Origin of the sequence: Paenibacillus sp. cl123 (assembly GCF_900101595.1) — a bacterium.
Lineage (GTDB): Bacteria > Bacillota > Bacilli > Paenibacillales > NBRC-103111 > Paenibacillus_G.
In genome coordinates this window covers 246169-266463 of record NZ_FMYY01000006.1, presented here as the reverse complement: position 1 = coordinate 266463, position 20295 = coordinate 246169, and the positions used below count along the sequence as shown (strand labels likewise).

General features: G+C 53.3%; 25 protein-coding genes. 10 read left to right on the top strand and 15 right to left on the bottom strand.

The genetic code is table 11. From position 1 onward, the window contains the following. Window positions 1-236 precede the first annotated feature (236 nt). A complete protein-coding gene (locus tag BLR08_RS31695) occupies window positions 237-524 on the bottom strand; it encodes a DUF4183 domain-containing protein (protein ID WP_256257547.1) in 288 nt (95 codons plus the stop codon). Between the two features lie 799 nt (window positions 525-1323). Between BLR08_RS31695 and BLR08_RS13160 the strand changes: the two genes are divergently transcribed. The 4 genes from BLR08_RS13160 to BLR08_RS13145 all read left to right on the top strand — a co-directional run bounded on the left by BLR08_RS13160 (window position 1324) and on the right by BLR08_RS13145 (window position 3706). After that, complete coding sequence (locus BLR08_RS13160) at window positions 1324-1737, top strand: DUF4183 domain-containing protein (RefSeq protein ID WP_072329682.1); 414 nt, start codon at window positions 1324-1326, stop codon at window positions 1735-1737. Between the two features lie 164 nt (window positions 1738-1901). Then, complete coding sequence (locus tag BLR08_RS13155; RefSeq protein WP_256257546.1) at window positions 1902-2678, top strand: 3'-5' exonuclease; 777 nt, start codon at window positions 1902-1904, stop codon at window positions 2676-2678. Between the two features lie 27 nt (window positions 2679-2705). Next, a complete protein-coding gene (locus tag BLR08_RS13150) occupies window positions 2706-2906 on the top strand; it encodes a DUF6199 family natural product biosynthesis protein (RefSeq protein WP_072329680.1) in 201 nt (66 codons plus the stop codon). Window positions 2907-2938: 32 nt separating this feature from the next. After that, on the top strand, window positions 2939-3706 hold the full coding sequence (locus tag BLR08_RS13145) for an exodeoxyribonuclease III (RefSeq protein ID WP_072329840.1): 768 nt from the start codon (window positions 2939-2941) through the stop codon (window positions 3704-3706). 232 nt (window positions 3707-3938) lie between these two features. Here the strand turns inward: BLR08_RS13145 and BLR08_RS13140 are convergent, their stop codons facing one another. The 3 genes from BLR08_RS13140 to BLR08_RS13130 all read right to left on the bottom strand — a co-directional run bounded on the left by BLR08_RS13140 (window position 3939) and on the right by BLR08_RS13130 (window position 6272). Next, window positions 3939-4916, bottom strand: coding sequence for a permease prefix domain 1-containing protein (locus BLR08_RS13140; RefSeq protein ID WP_072329678.1), 978 nt, complete (start codon window positions 4914-4916; stop codon window positions 3939-3941). Between the two features lie 4 nt (window positions 4917-4920). Continuing rightward, the gene (locus BLR08_RS13135; protein ID WP_072329676.1) at window positions 4921-5247 is read right to left on the bottom strand and encodes a PadR family transcriptional regulator; all 327 of its coding nucleotides are present in this window, start codon (window positions 5245-5247) and stop codon (window positions 4921-4923) included. 182 nt (window positions 5248-5429) lie between these two features. After that, the gene (locus BLR08_RS13130) at window positions 5430-6272 is read right to left on the bottom strand and encodes an alpha/beta fold macrolide esterase (RefSeq protein WP_072329674.1); all 843 of its coding nucleotides are present in this window, start codon (window positions 6270-6272) and stop codon (window positions 5430-5432) included. A 484-nt stretch (window positions 6273-6756) separates the two neighbouring features. Here BLR08_RS13130 and BLR08_RS13125 point away from each other — a divergent pair, with 484 nt between their 5' ends. Then, entirely contained in the window at window positions 6757-7221 is a 465-nt protein-coding gene (locus BLR08_RS13125) for a MarR family winged helix-turn-helix transcriptional regulator (protein WP_072329672.1), read from the top strand. After that, entirely contained in the window at window positions 7218-8234 is a 1017-nt protein-coding gene (locus BLR08_RS13120) for a serine hydrolase domain-containing protein (protein ID WP_072329670.1), read from the top strand. The genes BLR08_RS13125 and BLR08_RS13120 overlap by 4 nt, the downstream gene beginning before the upstream one ends. A gap of 2 nt (window positions 8235-8236) precedes the next feature. Here the strand turns inward: BLR08_RS13120 and BLR08_RS13115 are convergent, their stop codons facing one another. From BLR08_RS13115 to BLR08_RS13100, 4 genes are all read right to left on the bottom strand, one after another. After that, the gene (locus BLR08_RS13115; protein ID WP_072329668.1) at window positions 8237-8683 is read right to left on the bottom strand and encodes an OsmC family protein; all 447 of its coding nucleotides are present in this window, start codon (window positions 8681-8683) and stop codon (window positions 8237-8239) included. Window positions 8684-8855: 172 nt separating this feature from the next. Further along, the gene (locus BLR08_RS31690) at window positions 8856-9116 is read right to left on the bottom strand and encodes a type II toxin-antitoxin system PemK/MazF family toxin (RefSeq protein ID WP_256257545.1); all 261 of its coding nucleotides are present in this window, start codon (window positions 9114-9116) and stop codon (window positions 8856-8858) included. A 95-nt stretch (window positions 9117-9211) separates the two neighbouring features. Next, window positions 9212-9490 carry a hypothetical protein gene (locus BLR08_RS13105; protein WP_143151539.1) on the bottom strand — a complete coding sequence of 93 codons (279 nt, stop codon included), beginning with the start codon at window positions 9488-9490 and terminating at the stop codon, window positions 9212-9214. Between the two features lie 129 nt (window positions 9491-9619). Continuing rightward, the gene (locus BLR08_RS13100) at window positions 9620-10132 is read right to left on the bottom strand and encodes a ClbS/DfsB family four-helix bundle protein (RefSeq protein ID WP_090586112.1); all 513 of its coding nucleotides are present in this window, start codon (window positions 10130-10132) and stop codon (window positions 9620-9622) included. Window positions 10133-10404: 272 nt separating this feature from the next. Between BLR08_RS13100 and BLR08_RS13095 the strand changes: the two genes are divergently transcribed. The 3 genes from BLR08_RS13095 (at window position 10405) to BLR08_RS13085 (ending at window position 12527) form a co-directional block, all read left to right on the top strand. After that, window positions 10405-11106: a metal-dependent hydrolase gene (locus BLR08_RS13095; protein ID WP_072329662.1), complete on the top strand. Its 702-nt coding sequence runs from the start codon at window positions 10405-10407 to the stop codon at window positions 11104-11106. Window positions 11107-11180: 74 nt separating this feature from the next. After that, window positions 11181-11729, top strand: a complete 549-nt coding sequence (locus tag BLR08_RS13090; RefSeq protein WP_072329660.1) for a GNAT family N-acetyltransferase — start codon at window positions 11181-11183, stop codon at window positions 11727-11729. Window positions 11730-11774: 45 nt separating this feature from the next. Continuing rightward, window positions 11775-12527, top strand: coding sequence for a class I SAM-dependent methyltransferase (locus BLR08_RS13085; RefSeq protein WP_072329658.1), 753 nt, complete (start codon window positions 11775-11777; stop codon window positions 12525-12527). A gap of 145 nt (window positions 12528-12672) precedes the next feature. Here BLR08_RS13085 and BLR08_RS13080 read toward each other — a convergent pair whose 3' ends face one another. Next, the gene (locus BLR08_RS13080; RefSeq protein WP_072329656.1) at window positions 12673-13536 is read right to left on the bottom strand and encodes an NAD-dependent epimerase/dehydratase family protein; all 864 of its coding nucleotides are present in this window, start codon (window positions 13534-13536) and stop codon (window positions 12673-12675) included. Window positions 13537-13836: 300 nt separating this feature from the next. Next, window positions 13837-14331: a DUF6022 family protein gene (locus BLR08_RS13075; protein ID WP_083536998.1), complete on the bottom strand. Its 495-nt coding sequence runs from the start codon at window positions 14329-14331 to the stop codon at window positions 13837-13839. Window positions 14332-14490: 159 nt separating this feature from the next. On the opposite strand from BLR08_RS13075, the gene BLR08_RS13070 reads away from it, so the two are divergent. Further along, window positions 14491-15204 (top strand): MerR family DNA-binding transcriptional regulator, encoded by a 714-nt coding sequence (locus BLR08_RS13070; RefSeq protein ID WP_083536996.1) that lies wholly within the window; start codon window positions 14491-14493, stop codon window positions 15202-15204. 136 nt (window positions 15205-15340) lie between these two features. On the opposite strand, the gene BLR08_RS13065 is transcribed toward BLR08_RS13070, so the two are convergent. The 5 genes from BLR08_RS13065 to BLR08_RS13045 all read right to left on the bottom strand — a co-directional run bounded on the left by BLR08_RS13065 (window position 15341) and on the right by BLR08_RS13045 (window position 20294). Beyond that, entirely contained in the window at window positions 15341-16192 is an 852-nt protein-coding gene (locus tag BLR08_RS13065) for a sulfurtransferase (protein WP_072329654.1), read from the bottom strand. A gap of 33 nt (window positions 16193-16225) precedes the next feature. Continuing rightward, window positions 16226-16999: an ABC transporter ATP-binding protein gene (locus tag BLR08_RS13060; RefSeq protein ID WP_072329652.1), complete on the bottom strand. Its 774-nt coding sequence runs from the start codon at window positions 16997-16999 to the stop codon at window positions 16226-16228. 18 nt (window positions 17000-17017) lie between these two features. Continuing rightward, window positions 17018-18028 carry an ABC transporter substrate-binding protein gene (locus BLR08_RS13055; RefSeq protein WP_083536994.1) on the bottom strand — a complete coding sequence of 337 codons (1011 nt, stop codon included), beginning with the start codon at window positions 18026-18028 and terminating at the stop codon, window positions 17018-17020. Window positions 18029-18095: 67 nt separating this feature from the next. Further along, on the bottom strand, window positions 18096-18878 hold the full coding sequence (locus BLR08_RS13050; RefSeq protein WP_072329647.1) for an ABC transporter permease: 783 nt from the start codon (window positions 18876-18878) through the stop codon (window positions 18096-18098). A 54-nt stretch (window positions 18879-18932) separates the two neighbouring features. Then, complete coding sequence (locus BLR08_RS13045; protein WP_072329645.1) at window positions 18933-20294, bottom strand: LLM class flavin-dependent oxidoreductase; 1362 nt, start codon at window positions 20292-20294, stop codon at window positions 18933-18935. Window position 20295 lies beyond the last annotated feature (1 nt).

The following is a 20295-nucleotide window of genomic DNA, read 5'->3' as shown; positions in this document are numbered from 1 at the left end:
TTTTTGTTCATGTAAAAATAGATAACACATGTTTCTATTGTATCAGTTTCTGAAGAAAGGCTCACGCCCCAAATGTAAGAAACCTCTCCTGCATTCCCTACCGACGGACGGCTGCATGTCTCGTAGCTGTTTTCTTGTGCCGATTCGAAGGTCCGGAGAGCAGCAGGAGGCTTCACGCCAGCCTAACCGCTCTCCGATTCCGAGGTCCCCACTCCGCCCATCCCCGCCGCTGCTCCTTAAGAAAGAGGGGCCAACGCGAATTGGACAATCTCCACGATGATCGGCGTCCCTTGCAAAATCACATCTCCATCCAGGTATAGCGTCATTCCCTCCGGCGACAAGCTGTACAACCTGCTCTCCTGCAGTACTCCGTTAATAAAAAGATGCGTATAACCGCTTGGCCCGGCTTCCGGAAGCCCGGTTATGGCCGCTCCCAGGTCATCGGTGAAGCTCGCGGCCGGGATCGACTGCGTGGAAGTCAGCGGCGAGGCGGCCAGGTGAAAATAACGCCGGGCCGTCGGCACCACCGCATAATCCCGGCCAGGACCGGGCGGCCCTGGGGGGCCCGCAGGACCGGGCTCCCCTGCGGGGCCAGGCTCCCCTACGGGGCCGGGCGCTCCTGCGGGGCCAGGCGCTCCTGCGGGGCCAGGCGCTCCCGTGGGGCCGGGCGCTCCCGCAGGGCCAGGCTCCCCTGCGGGGCCAGGCGCTCCCGTGGGGCCGGGCGCTCCTGCGGGGCCGGGCGCTCCTGCGGGGCCAGGCGCTCCCGTGGGGCCAGGCGCTCCCACGGGGCCGGGCGCTCCCACGGGGCCAGGCGCTCCCACGGGGCCAGGCGCTCCCACGGGGCCGGGCGCTCCCGCGGGGCCAGGCGCTCCCGCAGGGCCAGGTCCCGGCCGCCCAAGCCACACAAGGCTTCGCCGTTGGCGCGGCTGGCGATGGCAGCGGCGGCTGCGCCTTAGGCCGTCTCGGCGGTTCCTTACGGCGGCCCGGCAGCTGCGTCTTGTTTTCAGATCCGCCTTCCGCAGCCTTGATTTTGATGCACGGCGAACACCCCAAGCTTTCTTTCTTTTCCCGGCTGCCAAAAATCTGTTTGCTGCTCTCCGGCGGGAACGGGCCGGATGTCGTGCAGGACCGCAGCTCATAATACTCACCTCGCTTACGCTCGTTACGATCAGCATATGCAGCTTCTGCGCCGGAGCCCTGGACGTTTCTTCCTAAATATTACCCACACAGACAAGCGCCGTTCCTGTTCGGCTCTCCTGAACATCTACTGCTACATACCACTTGAAAGCCATGGTGGAATCCAGTTAAGAAAGGAGTGATCCTATGCCTGTTATAAAACCTGTATTTATTGCCATCGCTTCAGCTCCTATCGCGACCGGAGGCGTCATTACGACCTCCGTCAGCCCCGCGGTTTCGCGGTATTATGCAGCCATCGATGCCGGAATGATAGGAGCGACGGTCACCACGATTCCCGCTGCGAGCTTTCTGGACGATACCGACGGTCCCGTGACCACTCTGCCCGCGGTTACAGTCGACGATTACTATAATGTATACATTAACGGCGTGCTTCAGCAGGGCGCCCTCTCCACCCTGACAACGGGAAGTCTCGTGCTGGCCACAACCGATCTGGCCGCAGGCGTGCCTGTCCTGCTCGAAGTCGCGAGCTTCGCGGGAGCGACCTCGACTTTGACGACGCCTCCCACGATCTCCGCACCGACAATCACAATTATTAGCTGACGGCGGGCCTTTCCCGCTCGGCCCATCGCACAGGCCTTCGGTCCTGACAATTGGAGGCTGCACACCTGAACCCAGGCACGGCCTCTTTTTTTCGTCGAAATTTGTAGACGGCTGATCTTATTTGATAGAATAAAGAGCAAGGGTTACAGATCGGGAGGCGTCTTATGTTGGACTATATTATATTGGACATCGAATTCAACGGAAGGAAGTTTGCCAGCGAGCTGCCGATGGAAGTCATCGAGATCGGGGCGGTCCGGCTTTCGCCGTCTCTAGAGACCATAGATGAATTCACCGCGCTGATCAAGCCGGTGTACTTCTCCAAGCTGAACAGCTTCATTAAGAAAAAGACGGGGATTCCCCAGGAAGATATCGACCGAGCCGCCGGCTTCGTGCCGGTGATCAAGGAATTCAGCGCCTGGCTGCAGCGCAGCGAATCCTTCCTGCTCTTCACATGGGGCGGAGAGGATATGAAGCGCATCGTACAAGACACGCGCATGCATAAGCTGGATGATTCCTTCTGGCTGTCCGCTCCTTACTTCGACCTGCTGAAGGGCTACACCCGCTACAAGAAGGTGACGAACGACGTCAGCGTCGAAGCGGCTCTGCTCGACCTGGAGATTACAGCCGAGGGCTCTGCCCACCGGGCGCTGGACGACGCCCGCATGACAGCAGAAGTATTTCGCCGGATTTTCCCGTCACTGGACCTGCAACTGGCCCAGTTCTACAAAGATTCCTTCTCCAATGCCAAGGAACGCAGGCTGGTGAAAAACGCAATCCGCTCCATGGCCGCCCAGAAGACGGCGCCGGATTGGGGACGGGTGGTCGAGCATTACTTGACCGGCAAGGTGCCGTTGACCGACCCGAGGAAGGTCGCCGAATTGCAGGCTTACTTTGAGGCCGAGCTCCAAGCTAAGCCGCTTGCACCCAAGCCTGCGAACTAATCCGAAGCCGAGAGGGGGAGCTGTGCGATGATAGGGATATCCGTCCTGCTGATCTGCTTCGGACTGCTGATGCTGATTCGTCCCCAGGCAGTCTGGGCCCTAAACGAGAAGTGGAAATCGTCTGACGCTACGGAGCCATCCGACCTGTACGTATGGTCGACCCGCTTCGGGGGAGCTCTATGTCTGCTTGCCGGAGCCGGAGGCCTGTTCGCCCTGCTGCTTATATAAGGACTACCTTATTCTAGAGGAGATAACCGATGATCAAGCTTGTATCCTGGAATGTTAACGGCCTGCGGGCTTGCGTGAACAAAGGATTTACCGATTATTTCAACGAGACGGACGCCGATATTTTCTGCATTCAGGAAACCAAGCTTCAAGAGGGGCAGCTTGCTCTGGAGCAAGGCGAGGCATACAGCCAATACTGGAATTATGCGGAGAAGAAAGGATATTCCGGAACCGCCGTCTTCACGAAGCTTAAGCCGCTGTCCGTGCGTTACGGACTGGAAGAGGACTCCGAACCGGAGGGCCGGGTCATTACGCTGGAATTCGATGCTTTCTATCTGGTGAATGTCTACACGCCCAATGCCCGCCGCGACTTATCTCGATTGGATTACCGCCTGGAGTGGGAGGATCGCTTCCGCAGCTATCTGCTGGAGCTGGACAGCCGCAAGCCTGTGATCGTTTGCGGCGATCTGAATGTCGCCCATCAAGAGATCGACCTCAAGAACCCGAAATCCAACCGCCAAAATTCCGGCTTTACCCTGGAGGAGCGGGCCAAGATGACGGAGCTGCTGGAAGCCGGATTCGTCGATACGTTCCGTCACTTCTACCCGGATCGGGCAGAGGTATACTCCTGGTGGTCTTATATGCCGAAGGTCCGGGAGCGAAATGTGGGATGGCGGATTGACTACTTTCTCGCCTCAGCCCGGTTGAGCGATTCCCTCATCGATGCGCAGATCGACTGCCATATTACCGGAAGCGACCATTGTCCGGTCGTCCTGCTGCTCGGCGACTTGCCTGCAGAATAGCGGAGGTTCCTTCCGCATCCAACAAGCTGATAAACGCCGCTAAGGGCCTGCTGCCTCCTATAGGAGACGTCAGGCCCTTAGCGGCGTGCAATCGCGGCAGGCGCACATGCTTTTGAAGTCCGGTGAACCACGCGGGTCAGCGTCATGCAGCCGGTCGGGTTTCCACTCGCTGTATCTAATCCCCTTCGGCTCTCCGGCCTCTTGTTCTCCGGACCTCATGGATGAACTGAGCTTAGGCCGCTTTCTTCTTTAGAAGGCTGTATACGGCCCCGAACACCCCGAACAGCAAGCCAGTAATCGGAAATACGATCCAGTTGATATGCCATTGCTCGTAGACCAGCCCGCTAATCAGGAAGATGCAGGTCGCCAGCGGCCAGACGATGCCCGCCACCGCGCCGATCACCCGGTTCTCTTCCTTCTTCGCCTCAGAGAATTCGCCGGTCTTCAGCAGCTGACTGTAAGCGCCCCGGATGCTGCCATAATAAGTGAACAGAAAGACGGCAACGGCCACCATAGCCAGCAGAATGACCACACCGTATGAACCGCCGTTGTCCCCGAAAGCCGACCCCATGAAGATAGCGACCGGAGACAGCACGCATAAGCACACACCCGTAATCAGCGACAAAGTATACGTAGCGTTAAAGGCTTCTTTTTTCTGCATGATATATGCCCTCAGATGATAAGGCAGCTCGAATCCGGCCTGCATATATTTGAAACGTTCCAGCTTCATGCCGCTGTAGATGAACAGGCACACGGCCAGGGCTACCAGCACAAACATGACCACCAGGCCCACCAGAGCTGCGGTATTCTCCGAGATGCCTGCGGTAAGCAGGCCGTCCTCTCCAAGCGACGAAATCAGGATAAGCAGCGCAGCGCCGGCTATGCACAGAACTGTACCGATCGCTACCAGGAGGCTTGATTTTATTTTGGCGACAAGGAAGTCCATCGTCTCTTCCTCAGACAGGTAAGGCAATATCTCGGCCTCCTCGCGGTGGGGCTGCCCCACTCCCAGCTCGCTGACCAATTCGTCTATGTTGCCGAATTCGGAAATCACGATCCCGATCGCTTCATTCTCCGACCTGCCCTCGCTCTTCAGCTCGTAATACTTTTCCTCCATGCCGGCCAGCAAATCCTGCTTAAGCTTGAGCACCTGACCCGTTCTCGGCAAGGCCTTAAACATATTGTCCAAATAACTGATGATCGTATCCATGCCGTCACAACTCCTTTATAAATTTATTGACAACCTCTTGCGTAACCTGCCACTCCTCACATTTCTCCCGGTAATAAGCAAGCCCTTCCGGTGTAATCCGGTAATAGGTGCGCCGCTTCCCGAACGTCTCGTCCTTGAAGAAGGAATGAATATACCCATTCTTCTCCAGCCGTGTAAACGCAGAGTAGAGGGTCGTCTCCTTCATGATGTACTTCTCCTCCGACAGTTGTCTGATTCGTTTGGAAATCTCATAGCCGTAGGATTCACCGTCCAGCAGCATAAAGAGGATGATCGTGTCGTTGTATCCCCGTATAACATCACTACTGATCAATGGAACGCCTCCTTACTCCATCTGTCGTACTTTATCTGTCGTAGTAATTGCATTGTAGCATAATTACTACGACAGATAAAGTATTAATTCTGAAAATGAAAAGGTTGCGTACGACAAAAAAGGCCGCAGCGCTATCGCTGCAGCCTTCCTGGCGGTTGGTGGGTTGTCCGTACCCTTGTGAGCTAATTGGACGCTGAAGTGTGTTTCGACACCGCTTCAATCACTACATCCCAATCGTCCTCATGCAGCTCATGCCCAGCCCCTTCCAACGTGAGCAGAGCCGAATTCGGAATTTCGTCAGCCAGATGTTTCCCGTGTTCGTAAGGGATAATGGGATCTTCCGTCCCGTGTATTATCAGCGCGGGCACATTGATTTCACTCGTTCTGGACAGATAAGATTCCCCGCCTGACAGCAAGGCATGGTTCGTCACGCTGGCCATACGGGCACTTCTCGTAAATTCTTGTTTAGCCAGGCCGGCTACTTTCGCCTCGTCAAAAGAATGCTTTGAACCTACCAGAACTCTCGAACGGTCAACCGCATATTGAACTACCGCCTGTTCGCTAGTCCAGTCTACAGCCCCCATCTTCGAGAAAAAATCCATTACCTTCTCCTCCATCGGAGGGAGATGGGGAGCAAAATTGGACGTTGCCAGGAGTGTAATGGTCAGCACTCTCTCCGGATGCCGCAGAGCTATCATCTGAGTCAGCATCCCGCCCATGGACATGCCAGCGATATGTGCCCGATCAATCTGATAAGCATCCAATACCCTGACGGCATCATCTGTCATGTCTTCGAAATGATAGTCCGGTTGACCCGGTTCATAAGATGTCGAACGTCCGACATCGCGGTTATCGTAACGAATGACAAAACGCCCTTCGTCCGCCAAGCGCCGGCAAAATTCCTCCTCCCACCAAATCATGGAGGATTGGGCGCCCATAATCAGCAAAATAGCCGGATTACCTTGTTTGCCGAAACTGTCGGCGCATAGTTCAATGCCATCTATTGTTAGCAGTCGCTCGTTCATGTAAATTCCCTCCAAATGGGTATATAATACAAAAAAACACAGGCTGTTGGCCTGTGCTTACCGTAATCGAATAAGAATTGAAATGAACGGAATACGATCATTGCCCCGGGATAGACTTGCTAGCCAGACGCCGGGCAGATCATAGAAGGTTCATGACATTTTCCTCAAATTTAGCCTATACGACATAGAACTAGAGCTAGAACCAGCTGTTCTCTCCATCGTATATGACCTAAATCGGGTTTCCGTGAAGGCAAACCATTCTTCGATTACGTTGCACGCCAAATAGCCTTAAATCACTATTCATCTCTTGTGCAAGCATTTCGAAGAATTAGTTTAACACACGTAACCCCTCCGTTCTTAACAGTTGAGGTAATGGTAGCATATGGAGAAATCTTATGTCAATCCTTAACGGAATGACCATAGAATTGACATGTGATCCGTCATATTTTATTATTAAGCCAACTAAATAGTGAAGGTGACTTAAATGAATGATTTGGTTCAACTGATCAAGGAAATTAATCAAGTTGACTACAACATTAACGTGATGCTCCGATGCGAATTCGATCAACTGATCGAAGAAAATTTGACGGACAAACAAGTAATCGTGCTCAACCTTATCCGGGATAACGACTCCATTCATGCGGGTGAAATCGCACAGCGCCTTGGCATTACGCCAAGCGCGGTCAGTCAAGTTTTGAGTACGCTTGAAAAGAAAAGCATGATTACCCGCAGCATGAACAAACAAAACCGCCGGGAGGTTCACCTGAAGCTAACCCATGAGGCGGAGCAATATTTCAGCAAGGTGGAAGCCGTCGAGATGGCCATTATTGAGAAATATTATTCAAAGCTGTCAATCAAGGAGTTAAACCAGCTGAAGGCCATTCTGGAAAAATTCGAAGGCATTATCGCGGCATCCGCTGTTCAAGCAGGCTCGGGGGGAGATATATGAATTTGGCAATAGAGGAACGTATCGGAGACATCGCTTCATCTTACGTGCGCAAAAAGCCGGGAGCTTTACTGACGATCGGGGTTCTCGACCATGGACAAACGCATATTTTCGCTTTTGGTGAAAACCCCATTCAAACCAAGGTTCAATCCAAGGACGTTATTTACGAGATCGGGTCCATCTCCAAATTGTTTACCACGAGCTTGCTGGCGAATCTCATTCACCAGCGATCAATGGCCTTGGAAGATCCGATTGCACACTACTGGCAGGATATCCGAAGCGATTGTCCGATTACCCTTAAGCAATTGGCAACGCATACGTCCGGCTTGCCCTCCTACCGTGCGCTTCGCGATATAAAAATTGCATGCTCGCAGAACGTCCAGCGAGACCCCTATTGTCAATATTCCTTGGAGGAGCTCAGACAGTTGATCAATCGAACAACCGCCATCGGGAAAGGAAAATTCCGCTATTCCAACGTCGGCATGGGGCTGCTTGGACAGCTTATGGCTTGGCATCACCGGACTTCTTACGCGGAATTGCTGGACCGGCTTATTGCAAAGCCGCTCCGTATGCAGGATACGTTCATCGCCTTAACGAACGTCAATCCGGATCGGGTCATTCAAGGCCACACCAGCAAAGGTATACCTGTCGGGCCGCTGGCGATGAGCGACTTTCAGGGCGCTGGCGCCATTCGTTCGACGGTATCGGACCAGCTCCGCTTTCTGTCCGCCCATATGACGGCTCAAGAAGGATCGGCATTCGCCATGACGCATGTGCCGCACGTTAAAATCACGAATAAGCTATCCTCCGGATTAGGCTGGATGATGGACAAGGAGATGCTCTGTCACAATGGCGCTACAACCGGCTTCTCCAGCTTTATGGGGATGGATAAGAGCGCTCAGGCTGGCGTCGTCGTATTGTCCAATTACCGCAACAGCCTTATTCAAGACACTCCCGACCGAATCGCATACGATGTCATGGCCGCGCTGACAGGTAGAGGGCGTCAACAGACTTAAATTTATTTTTCGATAATGACATTCTCTAATTTAAGATTTACCAGGTTTGCGATCGTATCTCCAACCGGGCACTTGCTCTCCAAGAAGTGTATAAATTCATCAACCTTCTCTTTGGGCGAATCGGTTTTGATCCGGAACGTATATCGGATGTCGGAGTAGCCCGGGCGAACCGAGGATTTGTTGAAAAATCCGTCAAGATCAATATCGCCCTCAACCTCCACGCGAAAATCATCGAGCTTCACATCAAACTTGGGCGCATAAACTCTGGCAACGATAGATTGGCATGCTCCCAACGAGGCAAGCAGAGCTTCGACCGGATTCATACCCGTATCCGTGCCTCCCAAGCTTTTGGGCTCATCGATGATCAATTCAAAATTTCGGGCGGTTGTTTTAACCTTCACTCCGTCTTGCAAATGCGCTGTTGCTTTAAAGGTGTGAACATTGGGCATTGTACGCTCTCCTTTGGGAATCGGACACACAACTAAATCCGACTTATTTAATATGTATTATAGGTATTATATAAGCGACCCTACATCCTGTCAATCGATTCCCGCGTCTTCTCGCCCTCTCACAAAGTCCCTTGCGCTGTATCTTGCCTTAAGTCTGCTGTCATTCGCAGACCTAAGCAAGAATAGAACGAACATTAGTGATAATATGCATAAAGAAAGTAGATGCCGGGTCTTCTTGACCAACAACTTCGGCATCCCTTGCATGCAAATCGAGTGATTTTCCCTGATCAGTCAACACTACTCCAGTTAACTCAGCCTGAATTCTGCCAGAAGGTATAGCCACCTCGAAGGGATATCCCTTCGACTGGTTTGTTATTGGGACAACGAAGGCAAATGAGGAGTTGCCTAGATCAACCATTCCATCCGAGAGCACAATGGCCGGACCCTAGCCGGACTGCTTATGCCCTGCTTGAGAATGCGGCCGCATCCATACAATACTTCCTCGTTGAACCGTTCCGGTAATCGTCATTAAAAAATCTCATCCCCTGCCGGCTCGTTGAAAACTTCTTCGTGCACCGCGCCGGCTTTGCATTGTGCCCGCAATTTTAGAAAATGCTGGCTCTGAGCCTTATGATGATTATCATGTTCGATAAACTCTTGAATGATATACAACACCGAGTATGGCGTTCCCGTATGAGGACACAGCTTAACTCCGTTTACGGTTACATGCTTCCTGATCGCATCTTCACCGGCTTCTAGCAGCAAATCAATTAGTTCCATGCGGGTAGCGCAGAATAAGTCTAGCATCTGATTTTTACTTACTCCGGATTTGGCATATTCATAGGCCCGAGCATTAAATGAGTCAAAGTCCGGAAATACGATTGTATTGTCTTGTTGTGCCGAAGGAATGGCGTTTGTTATCAGATACCGGTTTGGCTATAAGCCTACGATCCTTTTCCATTTTCTGATTTTCGTCCGAAAGCTTTTGAAGGGTGCGACAGAATTAATATGAATCCATTTGCTCATAGGCCAATTTGCGCTGGTTACAGTCCACTTTCGTCTTCCTGCAACGAATAAATCCTCCTCTTCAAGCACTTCGATCCATTCACAAATCTCTAGCACCCGCCGTTTTAATAAGGGGCGTAGTTCATTTAGGGGAAGACCTGCGTAGGTGTCGTAAAAATGCTTATACAATAGTCCTAGCTCATTCCACTTGTAAGCTGGAGATGGGGTAATCACTTCTTTTCCCGCTTTTTCATCGCGTTCCCAGCCTAATAACAAGTTAAGCCATCCTAACTGGTAGGCAATCATTTCTCGAGGAGTCCGGTCGACTTCTGCAGTTCGATACTCTTCTTTATCTATGGGAATCCCGTCAAACTCTTGATCCAGTAACAAATATGTTCTCATTATTTCATCTGCAAGAGCCTTCTTACTTTCATATGCCGGCACGTCGACCTCTCCTTTATCACCTATCATCTTTCTCAGCACAGCTTTGTCCAAACTATACTAAATGGGCCCAAATAATCCCATACCCTATGGACGGATAGTTTAGATTATTTGTTGCGTTTATTGCTAAAAGAAGAGCAGATTAGATGCGCAAGTTTTGTGAAGAGGAAGGACGGTCCAACTTGTTCAGCAGGGGGAGTAGGAATTGGCTGGAAATACGGCTACAATAAAATAGGTTGTACCTACACAATCACACTCGTGAAGGAGGAATATTCATGCAGCTAACCTATCACGGACATTCCTGCGTACAGATTGCTTCAGGCGGGCAATCGCTGATTATCGACCCGTTTCTGAGAGGAAACGAGCTGGCGGTGACGGCGCCCGAGGACATTCGCACGAACGCGGTGCTGCTGACGCATGCGCATGCGGATCACATTACCGATGCCGATCTGATCGCCAAAGCCAACGATGCGCCGGTTGTCGCCACCTTTGAGCTGGCTGCCTACATGTCCTGGCAGGGCGTGCGCACAATCGACATGAACATGGGCGGAACCGTTGATCTGGGGTTTGCGAAGGCCAAGATGATCCAGGCGTTCCACAGCTCCGGCATCATTGTGGACGATGAGAAGCGCATTGTCTATGGCGGCATGCCCGGCGGCTATATCGTCACAGCGGGCGGCTTCACCGTCCTTCATGCCGGAGATACGTGCCTGTTCAGCGATATGAAGCTGATCGGCGAACGCCATGCTCCCATCGATGTCGCCTTTATTCCGATCGGCGACCGTTATACGATGGGACCGGACGATGCGCTGCAAGCAGCCGAATGGTACGGCGCCCGCTTAACTATCCCCGTACACTACGATACGTTTGGGGTTATACGGCAGGATGCGGAAGCATTTGTAAGGCAGCTGGCTGAACGGGGAATGCAAGGGCGTGTGCTGCGTCCAGGGGAGTCACTGACGATCGGGGCGGAGTAACAACCTGCATGCGCCACAAGGGGAGCCTCCCGTCGCCGGGAAGCTCCCTATACGTTTAAGGAGGATGGCAGTATATGACGCTCACCTTTGAAACCAATCGTCTAACTCTTCGACCTTTTGAATTAACCGATGCAAAAATGGTTCAACTATTAGCCGGCTCTGAAGAAGTAGCAAGTACAACCCTCTCCATTCCCTATCCCTATCCAGACGGAGTAGCTGAAAAGTGGATTGAAGCGGTACGCCAATCTATTGAAAAAGGGGAAAACTATGCTTTTGCCATCGTAAAAAAAGAAGATGGGGCATTGATTGGAAATATGAGTATGGGGGTTTCTCTCAAACATAAACGTGCTGAGCTTGCATATTGGATCGGGAAACCTTTCTGGGGGCAAGGGTATGCAACAGAAGCTGCCAAACGGATTGTTCAATTTGGATTTGAAGATTTAGGATTGAATCGTATTCAAGCTGCCGCCATGACAAGAAATCCTGCATCCTATAAAGTTATGATAAAAATCGGCATGAAATACGAAGGTACTTTCCCGCAGCATGTGCTAAAGCAGGAGAACTTCGAAGACCTCGTATATTATGGAATGATGAAATCAGACTATACGAACCCGTCGTCGTGAACGTTTCCTCCCCAACAACACCTATATTAGAGGAGCTCAATAAAGATGAACCCAGATAGTATCCATCAAACAAACAGCTTCTATTGGAGCACAAAAGGAAATGACTTTTTAGGAGCGATTGTGCTTCCTCATTATGGAGGATCTATCTCAGAAGAAAAATGCCAGCTTTTCGGTGATGTCTCAGGGAAAAAGATGTTGGAGATAGGATGTGGAAACGGTCAGTCCTTGCAGTATCAGGGGGAACGCAAAGCATCGGAGCTATGGGGGATCGATATATCAGAAAAACAGCTCGAAAGGGCGGCGCAGCATCTGACGTCGTGCGGTCTTTCAGCAAACTTGATTTGTTCTCCCATGGAAGAAGAATGCGGCATACCGGAGGATTATTTTGATTTTGTTTATTCGATTTATGCCATAGGCTGGACCACCGACCTTGAGGGTACTTTTCGCCGGATCGCTTCTTACTTGAAAAAAGACGGCGTGTTTATTTTCAGCTGGTCTCATCCTATACATAAATGTGTTGTTGCCGAAAATAATCTGCTTGTTTTCAACAAATGTTATTTTGATGAATCTTGGTATTCGGTGCCTCTGGATTTAGCCGGAGAAGGCGTGCTGACATTATCGGACCGTAAGCTATCCACTTATGTGAATGCGCTGGCGAAAGCGGGATTTGTTATCGAGCAAATGATTGAGCAACCCGATGATGAGATTATGCAATCATGGAACGATAACAGCGGCAGCTTTGCCAAAAAAGCAAAGATGCTCCCTCTAACCTTTGTAATCAAGGCAAGAAAGCTATAACCCTTAAACCCACTCGCCGATTTATCGCCCAGCAAGAGCTCCCTGTACAATGGGACTTTGTCCGTATCCGATGTACAGTGGAGCTCAAACCGAGGCCGACGGCCATCTCAGACATTTTGCAACCACAACTGAACTATCGTCCCCGTTAGCTGGGCAATCGCAGACTATCGGCAAAACCTTTCCGCCAAGTCGGGTACAGCGGCTTCCAGCCGTATTCCTCACGGGCCTTCCTGTTCGATGCCCCTCGCTCCCAATCATTGCCGCTCGAAACAGTTTGCGGCCCAGGCGCTCCTAACGATTGTGCAAAAACCGGCAGCCAGTCTACTCCTTTTGCCGGTTCGTCGTCCACGATGTTCACTGGACCGGATGGCCATCGCAAGGCTAAAAGCGCTGCTTCAGCGGCATCCTCCACATGAAGAAAAGAAGTGATTCCCTCCGTTGCCGGGACCTGCCTTTGACGAATTTGTTCAGCTATAAATCCATTAGGCGCATACCAAGTGCCTGGACCGTAGAACATCCCATAGCGCAGAATGACATGCTCCGGTAGTTCAGTCACCGCTTTCTCCAGTGCCAGTATGCCATCAATCGTCGTTTTTCGAGGCTCTGCGGCTGACACATGTAACGGCACATCTTCTGTTGCCGCTCCCTCCCCCGGTTCATACGCCCAAGAAATACTCTGTGCAATGATGCGTTTAACACCAATGGCCACGGCAGCAGCTACTAGATTTTGCGTGCCTTCAATGCGTATCCTTGTATTCTCCGAAAAATTGCGACTGCTCAATGAAGTCAATTGGTGAATGACAACATCTGGTCGGGATTCTTCCAATGCTGTTCGCAGCGACTCACGGTCAAAAACGTCAGAGAGCAATGCCTTTGCTCCCGCGTTTTCGATGGCGGCTTTCTTACTCTCGTGGTGCGTCATTCCAATGACTTCATGACCTTCACGAATTAATTTTGGGAGCAACAAACGTCCGACAGCTCCAGTAGCTCCAGCGACAACAATTCTCATGAATTTGTCCCTCCTGCTAAATTTCCATCATGATTAGGTATGATTCTACAGGGTATTAAAATGGAAATAAAGCCCCCGTATGGGCAGCTCATGCGGTCTCAACTGCCCCACTGTGGCTGGTTCCGTGGTTTCTGCCGATGCTTCGCCGTGTTGTTGTGTGCAAGCAGTTGAGCGAAAAAACAAAGAGGACTGCAACAGCCTGCCTCTCGGCAAGCTGATACAGCCCTCTAATCCGTGTCAGACGCGGCCGCGGCCTTACCACATTAGCTAAGCACAGAATCAGGCAAGGGGTTCCAAAACTCAGCTTGATTCCTTAATCCGCCGGATTCCCTGCACCACCTGCTCCTTAATTGTCTCCCGGAGAGCGTAAACGACCGGTGCTGAAGGTATGTCGAATTTTAGATGAGAGTGGGGAATTTCCGTGAGCAGGGTGCCGATCGGGCTGCCTTGCTTGTCATGGATTACGTTCCAGAATATTCTCGATCTGTTATCCTCCGTACCCCATTTTTCAAGGGAGTTTCGGAAAACCAAGCGCTTGGCGATAACGAAATCATTCTCTTCAAGCTTTTCCATAGCGCTGAAACCGGCATCTTCCAGCTGTTCGAATATGAACGGCATAAGCTGATCCAAATAAAGACCATAGGCCGCGTCTTCGATCTCAACAAAAGCAGCCGTCAATTGTTCATACATGGATTCGTACAAGGACTTCCACTCGGAATCGATGTAACGGTTGGCCACCTCACGTATTTCTTCGATCGCCATGTCTTGCCGGAAAATCGGGAACTCTTTCTCCACAAGCAAACGCCTCCTTTTCTTCATGTCAATTCCATTGTACAACTTGTAAGCCAATTCGAAGGTTTAGCAAAAAAGCGGAAGGAAAATCACCTGTTTTTATAGAAAACCTTATAATAAAGTTTAATCTTGGTCTTTTGCTATGAGGAGAGAGATGATGAATTGACAAGTCCCCAAAAAATGGCCGCGAAATTCATGATTAGCGCCAGTACGATAAGGAATTACGAAGCTAGAGGTCTCATACCTCCAGCTGAACGATCATCCAATGGCTACCGTATTTATACGGACCGGCACGCGGCCTATCTGTCGTGTATCCAAGCCATGGCCCCGGCATTCGGAATGGAAGTGACGGCCGAGGCGCTTCGCTGCATCCATCAGGACAAGCCGCAAGATGCCATGTGGATCGTCCGTGAAAAAGAAGTCGCTTTGTACGAGGAAAAAAAGAAAGTAGAGAGGTTAATCCAGGATATTCGGATATCCGCTAACGAGCATAAATCTCCGTCTGCCGAAGAGCCGTTCACCATCAACGAGGTATCCAGACTGACGCAGGTTCCCAAATCGACGATCCGCTACTGGGAGCACGCGGGATATGTAACGGCTGAACGCAATCCTGACAACCGGTATCGTCGATACCGTGGATCTCATTTGCTAAAAATCAGGTTGCTTCAAGCGCTGCAAAGCTCCGTGTATTCCGAGGATACCGTGAACTTCAAGCAATCTATCGCCGCAGCCGAACTTGAGGATCTGCAGAGGGTTATAAATGTGGCTGAGAGGGTCAGGACTTATCTGGATCAGATCATCGAATCCCAGATGTGCGGGATATCCTGTTTGCACCAATTAATTCAGTTTAGAAAAGCCGCGATTCCTGACGATTAAGCTTGAGGCAATTACCGCCGATCTGCTTTACCCAACCTCTTGTTTGCACACTTTTAGCAGAAAAATCCAAAGAGAGCTGCAACAGCCTGCCTCCCGGCAACCTGTCACAGCCCTCAAATCTGCGTCCGGCACGGCCTTACGCCTCGCCCTCTTCCCCCGTCGCGATCGGATTATCCGGATACGAAATCCAATCGCTCCAGCTGCCCGCGTACAGCTTCACATTTTTGACCCCTGCCTCGGTCAGCGCCAGCACATTCGGCGTAGCCGAAATGCCCGAGCCGCAGTACACGATAACCTCCTGCGCGTCCGCGATGCCGCGGAATCGCTCCTGCAGGTCCTGCGCCGGCTTCCAGGCACCGTTTTCCGTCAGCGCATCCTTCCAGAAGTAATGGACAGCGCCGGGGATATGGCCCGCCACCGGATCGAAAGGAGCCTCAAGCCCCAGGTACTGGTTCAGATCCCGCGAGTCGACCAGCACGGTGCCCGGACGTTCCGCCGCCGTCCGCACCTCCCTGACGTCCGCCAGCAACTGCGGCCGAGGCTCGGCTGCGAACTGCCGGGGCTGCGGAGCCGGCAGCTCGTCCGAGACAAGCAGCCCCGCGGCCGTCCAGGCGCTGTAGCCTCCATCCAGCACATGGACATCGTCATGGCCGAGGTAGCGCAGCACCCACCACAGCCGGGCCGCGGCCGGCCCGTTGCCGTCCTCATAGATGACGACCGTGGTGGAGCGGTCTATCCCGAGCTGCCCGAACCGCTCGGACAGCCGCTCCGGCGAAGGCAGCGGGCTGCGTCCGCCATGCTCGCCGGCAGGCGCTGTCAGATCTGCTTTGAAATCTACAAACACCGCTCCCGGGATATGTCCCTGTTCATAAGCGCGTCGTCCGTAGTCTGCGTCCTTAGGGGAGAAGCGGACATCCGCCAGCACAAGCTCTCCCGTCTCCAAGCGCTTCAGTACCCAGTCCGTGCTTACAATATGCGAAACCGACATCGAAGCTTCCAACTCCCTCTGTTCCCGATTAGATTAGATCGTAAACTCCAAGTCCTCTTCCGTCTTGATCTCATGTATCGTTGCATAAATATCCTGCTGAATCTTCAGCAGTTCCACGTCATCGCGCTTGCGCGGGCGCTTGGCACGCACCTGGAAAATCGAGCGGATGCGGCCCGGCCTCGGGGACAGCAGCACAACCCGGTCTCCGAGGAACACAGCCTCCGACACGTCATGTGTGATAAACACAACCGTCTTCTTCTCCGCCTGCCAGATCGTGAGCAGGTCGTCCTGAAGCTGCAGCCGGGTCAGATGATCGACCGCTCCGAACGGCTCGTCCATCAGCAGCACCTTCGGACTGTTCGACAGCGCCCGGGCCAATCCGGCACGCTGCCGCATTCCTCCGGACAGATGATGCGGGTACTTATGCTCAAAACCCTTCAGGCCGACGAGGTCCAAATATTTCTGAACCCGGAGCTTTCTCTCCGGCTTCGGAACGCCTCCTATCTCCAGACCGAGCTCTACGTTCTGGAATACCGTCCGCCAGGGGTACAGGGACGGGTCCTGAAATACGACTCCCCGCTCCTTGCCGGGGCCAGTCAACGGCTTACCCTCGAACAGCACCTCGCCCGAGGACGCCGGCTGCAAGCCTGCGAGGATGTCCAGCAGCGTGCTCTTGCCGCAGCCGCTCGGCCCGAGTATGGCGAGAAACTCGCCGTCTTCAATATGCAGCTGTATGTGGCTTAGCGTCTCCGTAGGCGAGGAGCCGCCGTATATCTTGGAGACATCATTAATTTCAAATCCCGCCATACGACACCTCCGCTCCCCTTATTTGCCCGGAATATATCTTAGGTCCAGCAGCTTGTCCACGTCATAGATTTGATCCTGCAGGCCCAGCTCCAGCTGGGTTTGCTGCGTGGAGAGCAGCGCCTGCTTGTCCACATTGGGGTTGTTCTCCCACAGCACATTCTCCCGCTCGAACGCCTTGTCCGCTGCGGCCGCGTCCACCTTGACCTTGGACAGGAAATATTCCTTGTATTCCGGTAGATGGCTCTTCGCATATTCCTGGCTCTTGAAGTAAGCTCTCAGGAGCTTCTTCACTGTCTCCGGATGCTTCTCCACGAAGTCGGTCCGCGAGATGATGACGCCGGTATGGAAATCCGGAAGGTAATCCCAGCCCTTGGCCAGCAGCTTGCCTTTGCCGCTCGCCTCCGCGAGCGATGCGAACGGCTCATGAATGATCGTAGCGTCGACCTGTCCGCTCGTCAGACTGGCGAAGGCGGCGTCATTCACGCCGTTAGCCAGATAAGTCACATCGGTTTTGCTCAGGCCGTGCTTCTTCAATATCGTCTGCGTATAGACGTCAAGACCGCTGCCGAAGGCCGCCGCTCCGACCTTCTTCCCCTTTAACTCCTCGATCGAATTAATGTCCGGACGGGCGATTAGGTAGAAGGGGCCTTTCGTACGGAACAGCGAGGAAACGATCTTGAGCGGCGCCCCCTTCCCTCCGGCGATGATCGCGCTCGTCGTAGCCGCATCGGCGATATCCAGGTCCTTGCTCGTCAAACCGGCGATCGGGTCCTGAGTGGAGATGAACTCCACGTCCAATCCTTCGTCCTTGAAAAAGCCTTTGCTCGCGCCGAATTGCACCGCCAGTCCGCTGACTCCGTTGAATGCCGCATACCTGACCTTCTCCAGCGGCTTCTCCCCGCTGGCTGAGGCTGCCTGCGCCTGTGAAGCGCCGGAAGCCCCTCGATCGACGGCCGCCCCGCATGCCGAGGCGATGACCATTGTCGCCAAGCTCGTAATCGTTAGCCCTGCTCGAAGCAGCTTATTCATCTGTGACTCCCCCATTGGTTGCTTATCGAATTTTGATTGAATTCCTTATGCAGCGGTTGCGAAATGCCTAGGATGATTTCCACTTCAGCACAACCTTCTTCTCCAGCAGATCGATCAGCCAGATGATCCCGACGGAGACCAGCGTCACCACCGCAATAACGGCAAACGCCTGCGCCGTGTTGTATAACGAAGTCGCCTTGATCAGCAGATTGCCCAGCCCGTTCTTGGAAGCGATCATCTCGCCGTACAGCGCCCCGACAAGCCCTGTCGCCGCAGACACCCGCAGCCCGGCGAAAATCGTCGGAGCGGCGGAAGGCAGGATGACCTTCACGATCAGCTGCAGCTGGTTCGCCTCGAACACGCGGGCCACCCTCAGATGGTTTTCCTGCGTTTGCTTGATCCCGGTAATCGTATTGAAGGCGATCGTGAAGAAGCAGAACAACACGATGATGGCGATCTTATGAGACGGGCCGATGCCCAGCCATAGCATCAACAGCGGAATGATCGTCACCTTGGGCACAGCCATCAGCGCCGAGAGGAAAGGGCGGAAGAACCGCTCCGCCCCGGGCACCAGCACGAGAAGCATGCCGGCGGCGATGCCGGACACGACCGATATTGAATACCCCACTATAAATTCGTGCAAGGTGACCAGCAGATCCGTGTAGATGCCTCCGGCTGCGAACAGCCCCACTGCCTCTTTCCATACCTGCGTCGGCGCAGACAAGTATAACGAGCCGACAATTTCCTGCCTGACCAGCCACTCGCAGACTGCCAGGAGCGCAATGATCAGTGCGACCTGACCGGCAAGCACGCCGGCGGGGCGCCCCTTTCTGACCCTATTCGTACCCATGCGATTAACCCCTTATGTCAAAATACGGCCGCTTCCGGCCGCAGCGTCGTCCGGTTAACTCTCCTGCAGAGCGCCTTGCTTGGCGAACTGGTTGGCCGGACGCTCCAGGCCGAAATGCGAGCGGAATGTGCTGCCTTCGTATTCGGTACGGAACAGCCCGCGTCTCTGCAGCACGGGCACGACATGCTCGAGGAACAGATCGAGACCGCCCGGCATATACGGAGGGCAGATGTTAAAGCCGTCGCAGGCTTCCTGCACGAACCACTCCTCGATCTGATCGGCGATCTGCTCCGGGTCCCCGACGATCAGCAGATGGCCTCTGGCCGTCGCGGAGAAATAATAGAACAGCTCGCGGACCGTCAGCTCCTCTTTGCCCGAGGCTCTCTGCGCGAGCCGCACCAGGCTGCGTACTTCCTCTATGGGGAGGCTCGACTGCTCCAGCTCCGGCAGCGGGTCATCCAGCGAATACCCCGACAGATCGATGCCGATGCGCGCGGACAGCGGTCCCAGGTCGAAGTTCGTGACCAGCAGCTCGCTCAGCTCCACATACTTCGCGCGGGCAGCCTCCTCCGTCACCCCGACGAGCGGCACAAGCCCGGGCATAATAAATAATTCCTCCGGCGAGCGGCCATACTTGGCCGTCTTCGCCTTGATGCCGGCGTAAAATTTCTTGGCCGCATCGATGACGATCTGACCGGTGAAGATGACATTGGAGAAGCGGGCTCCAAGCTCCTGGCTGCGTTCGGATGTCCCTGCCGACAGCAGCGGAAGCTGCCCTTGCGGGGGCCTGGCCACATTCAGCGGACCCTTGACCGAGAAATGCTCGCCGACATGGTTGATCGCATGCACCTTGCTCCCATCCACGAACACGCCGCTTTCCTTATCTCTTACGAAAGCTTCGTCCTCCCAGGTATCCCACAGCTGCTTCACCACGCCCACGAATTCATCGGCATAATCATATCTCTTCTCATTATCCCAATGCTTCTCCCGGCTGAAGTTCAGCGCAGCCCGCGCGTCCGCGCCCGTGACGATATTCCAGGCCGTGCGTCCCCCGCTCAAATAATCCAGCGATGCGGTCAGACGCGCGATATGATAAGGCTCCGCATAAGTCGTATTGGCGGTGACGATCAGCCCGATGTTTTCGGTCACGGCCGCGAGATTGGCAATCATCGTGAACGGCTCCAGCCTGACCATCTGGGAAGGGAATTGATGCTGCATATCCGCACTGGAAGCGAGCGCATCGCCAAGGAAAAAGAAGTCGAACTTCGCTTTCTCCAATGACCGGATTGTGCTGTGCAGAAATCCGGGATCGAAGGCCCCGTCCGTGCGCGCCTCAGGCAATCTCCAGCCTGCGGGATGATAGCCGGTAGCGAACAGGAACAGACCGAGATGCAGCTGACGTTTCGTTTGACTCATA

Bases quoted from the DNA above. Each gene is read 5' to 3' on its own strand.
- BLR08_RS13160 (WP_072329682.1), top strand. From the start codon at position 1,324: ATGCCTGTTATAAAACCTGTATTTATTGCCATCGCTTCAGCTCCTATC.
- BLR08_RS13155 (WP_256257546.1), top strand. From the start codon at position 1,902: ATGTTGGACTATATTATATTGGACATCGAATTCAACGGAAGGAAGTTT.
- BLR08_RS13150 (WP_072329680.1), top strand. From the start codon at position 2,706: ATGATAGGGATATCCGTCCTGCTGATCTGCTTCGGACTGCTGATGCTG.
- BLR08_RS13140 (WP_072329678.1), bottom strand. From the start codon at position 4,916: ATGGATACGATCATCAGTTATTTGGACAATATGTTTAAGGCCTTGCCG.
- BLR08_RS13130 (WP_072329674.1), bottom strand. From the start codon at position 6,272: ATGAACGAGCGACTGCTAACAATAGATGGCATTGAACTATGCGCCGAC.
- BLR08_RS13125 (WP_072329672.1), top strand. From the start codon at position 6,757: ATGAATGATTTGGTTCAACTGATCAAGGAAATTAATCAAGTTGACTAC.
- BLR08_RS13120 (WP_072329670.1), top strand. From the start codon at position 7,218: ATGAATTTGGCAATAGAGGAACGTATCGGAGACATCGCTTCATCTTAC.
- BLR08_RS13115 (WP_072329668.1), bottom strand. From the start codon at position 8,683: ATGCCCAATGTTCACACCTTTAAAGCAACAGCGCATTTGCAAGACGGA.
- BLR08_RS13105 (WP_143151539.1), bottom strand. From the start codon at position 9,490: ATGCTAGACTTATTCTGCGCTACCCGCATGGAACTAATTGATTTGCTG.
- BLR08_RS13095 (WP_072329662.1), top strand. From the start codon at position 10,405: ATGCAGCTAACCTATCACGGACATTCCTGCGTACAGATTGCTTCAGGC.
- BLR08_RS13090 (WP_072329660.1), top strand. From the start codon at position 11,181: ATGACGCTCACCTTTGAAACCAATCGTCTAACTCTTCGACCTTTTGAA.
- BLR08_RS13085 (WP_072329658.1), top strand. From the start codon at position 11,775: ATGAACCCAGATAGTATCCATCAAACAAACAGCTTCTATTGGAGCACA.
- BLR08_RS13080 (WP_072329656.1), bottom strand. From the start codon at position 13,536: ATGAGAATTGTTGTCGCTGGAGCTACTGGAGCTGTCGGACGTTTGTTG.
- BLR08_RS13065 (WP_072329654.1), bottom strand. From the start codon at position 16,192: ATGTCGGTTTCGCATATTGTAAGCACGGACTGGGTACTGAAGCGCTTG.
- BLR08_RS13060 (WP_072329652.1), bottom strand. From the start codon at position 16,999: ATGGCGGGATTTGAAATTAATGATGTCTCCAAGATATACGGCGGCTCC.
- BLR08_RS13055 (WP_083536994.1), bottom strand. From the start codon at position 18,028: ATGAATAAGCTGCTTCGAGCAGGGCTAACGATTACGAGCTTGGCGACA.
- BLR08_RS13050 (WP_072329647.1), bottom strand. From the start codon at position 18,878: ATGGGTACGAATAGGGTCAGAAAGGGGCGCCCCGCCGGCGTGCTTGCC.
- BLR08_RS13045 (WP_072329645.1), bottom strand. From the start codon at position 20,294: ATGAGTCAAACGAAACGTCAGCTGCATCTCGGTCTGTTCCTGTTCGCT.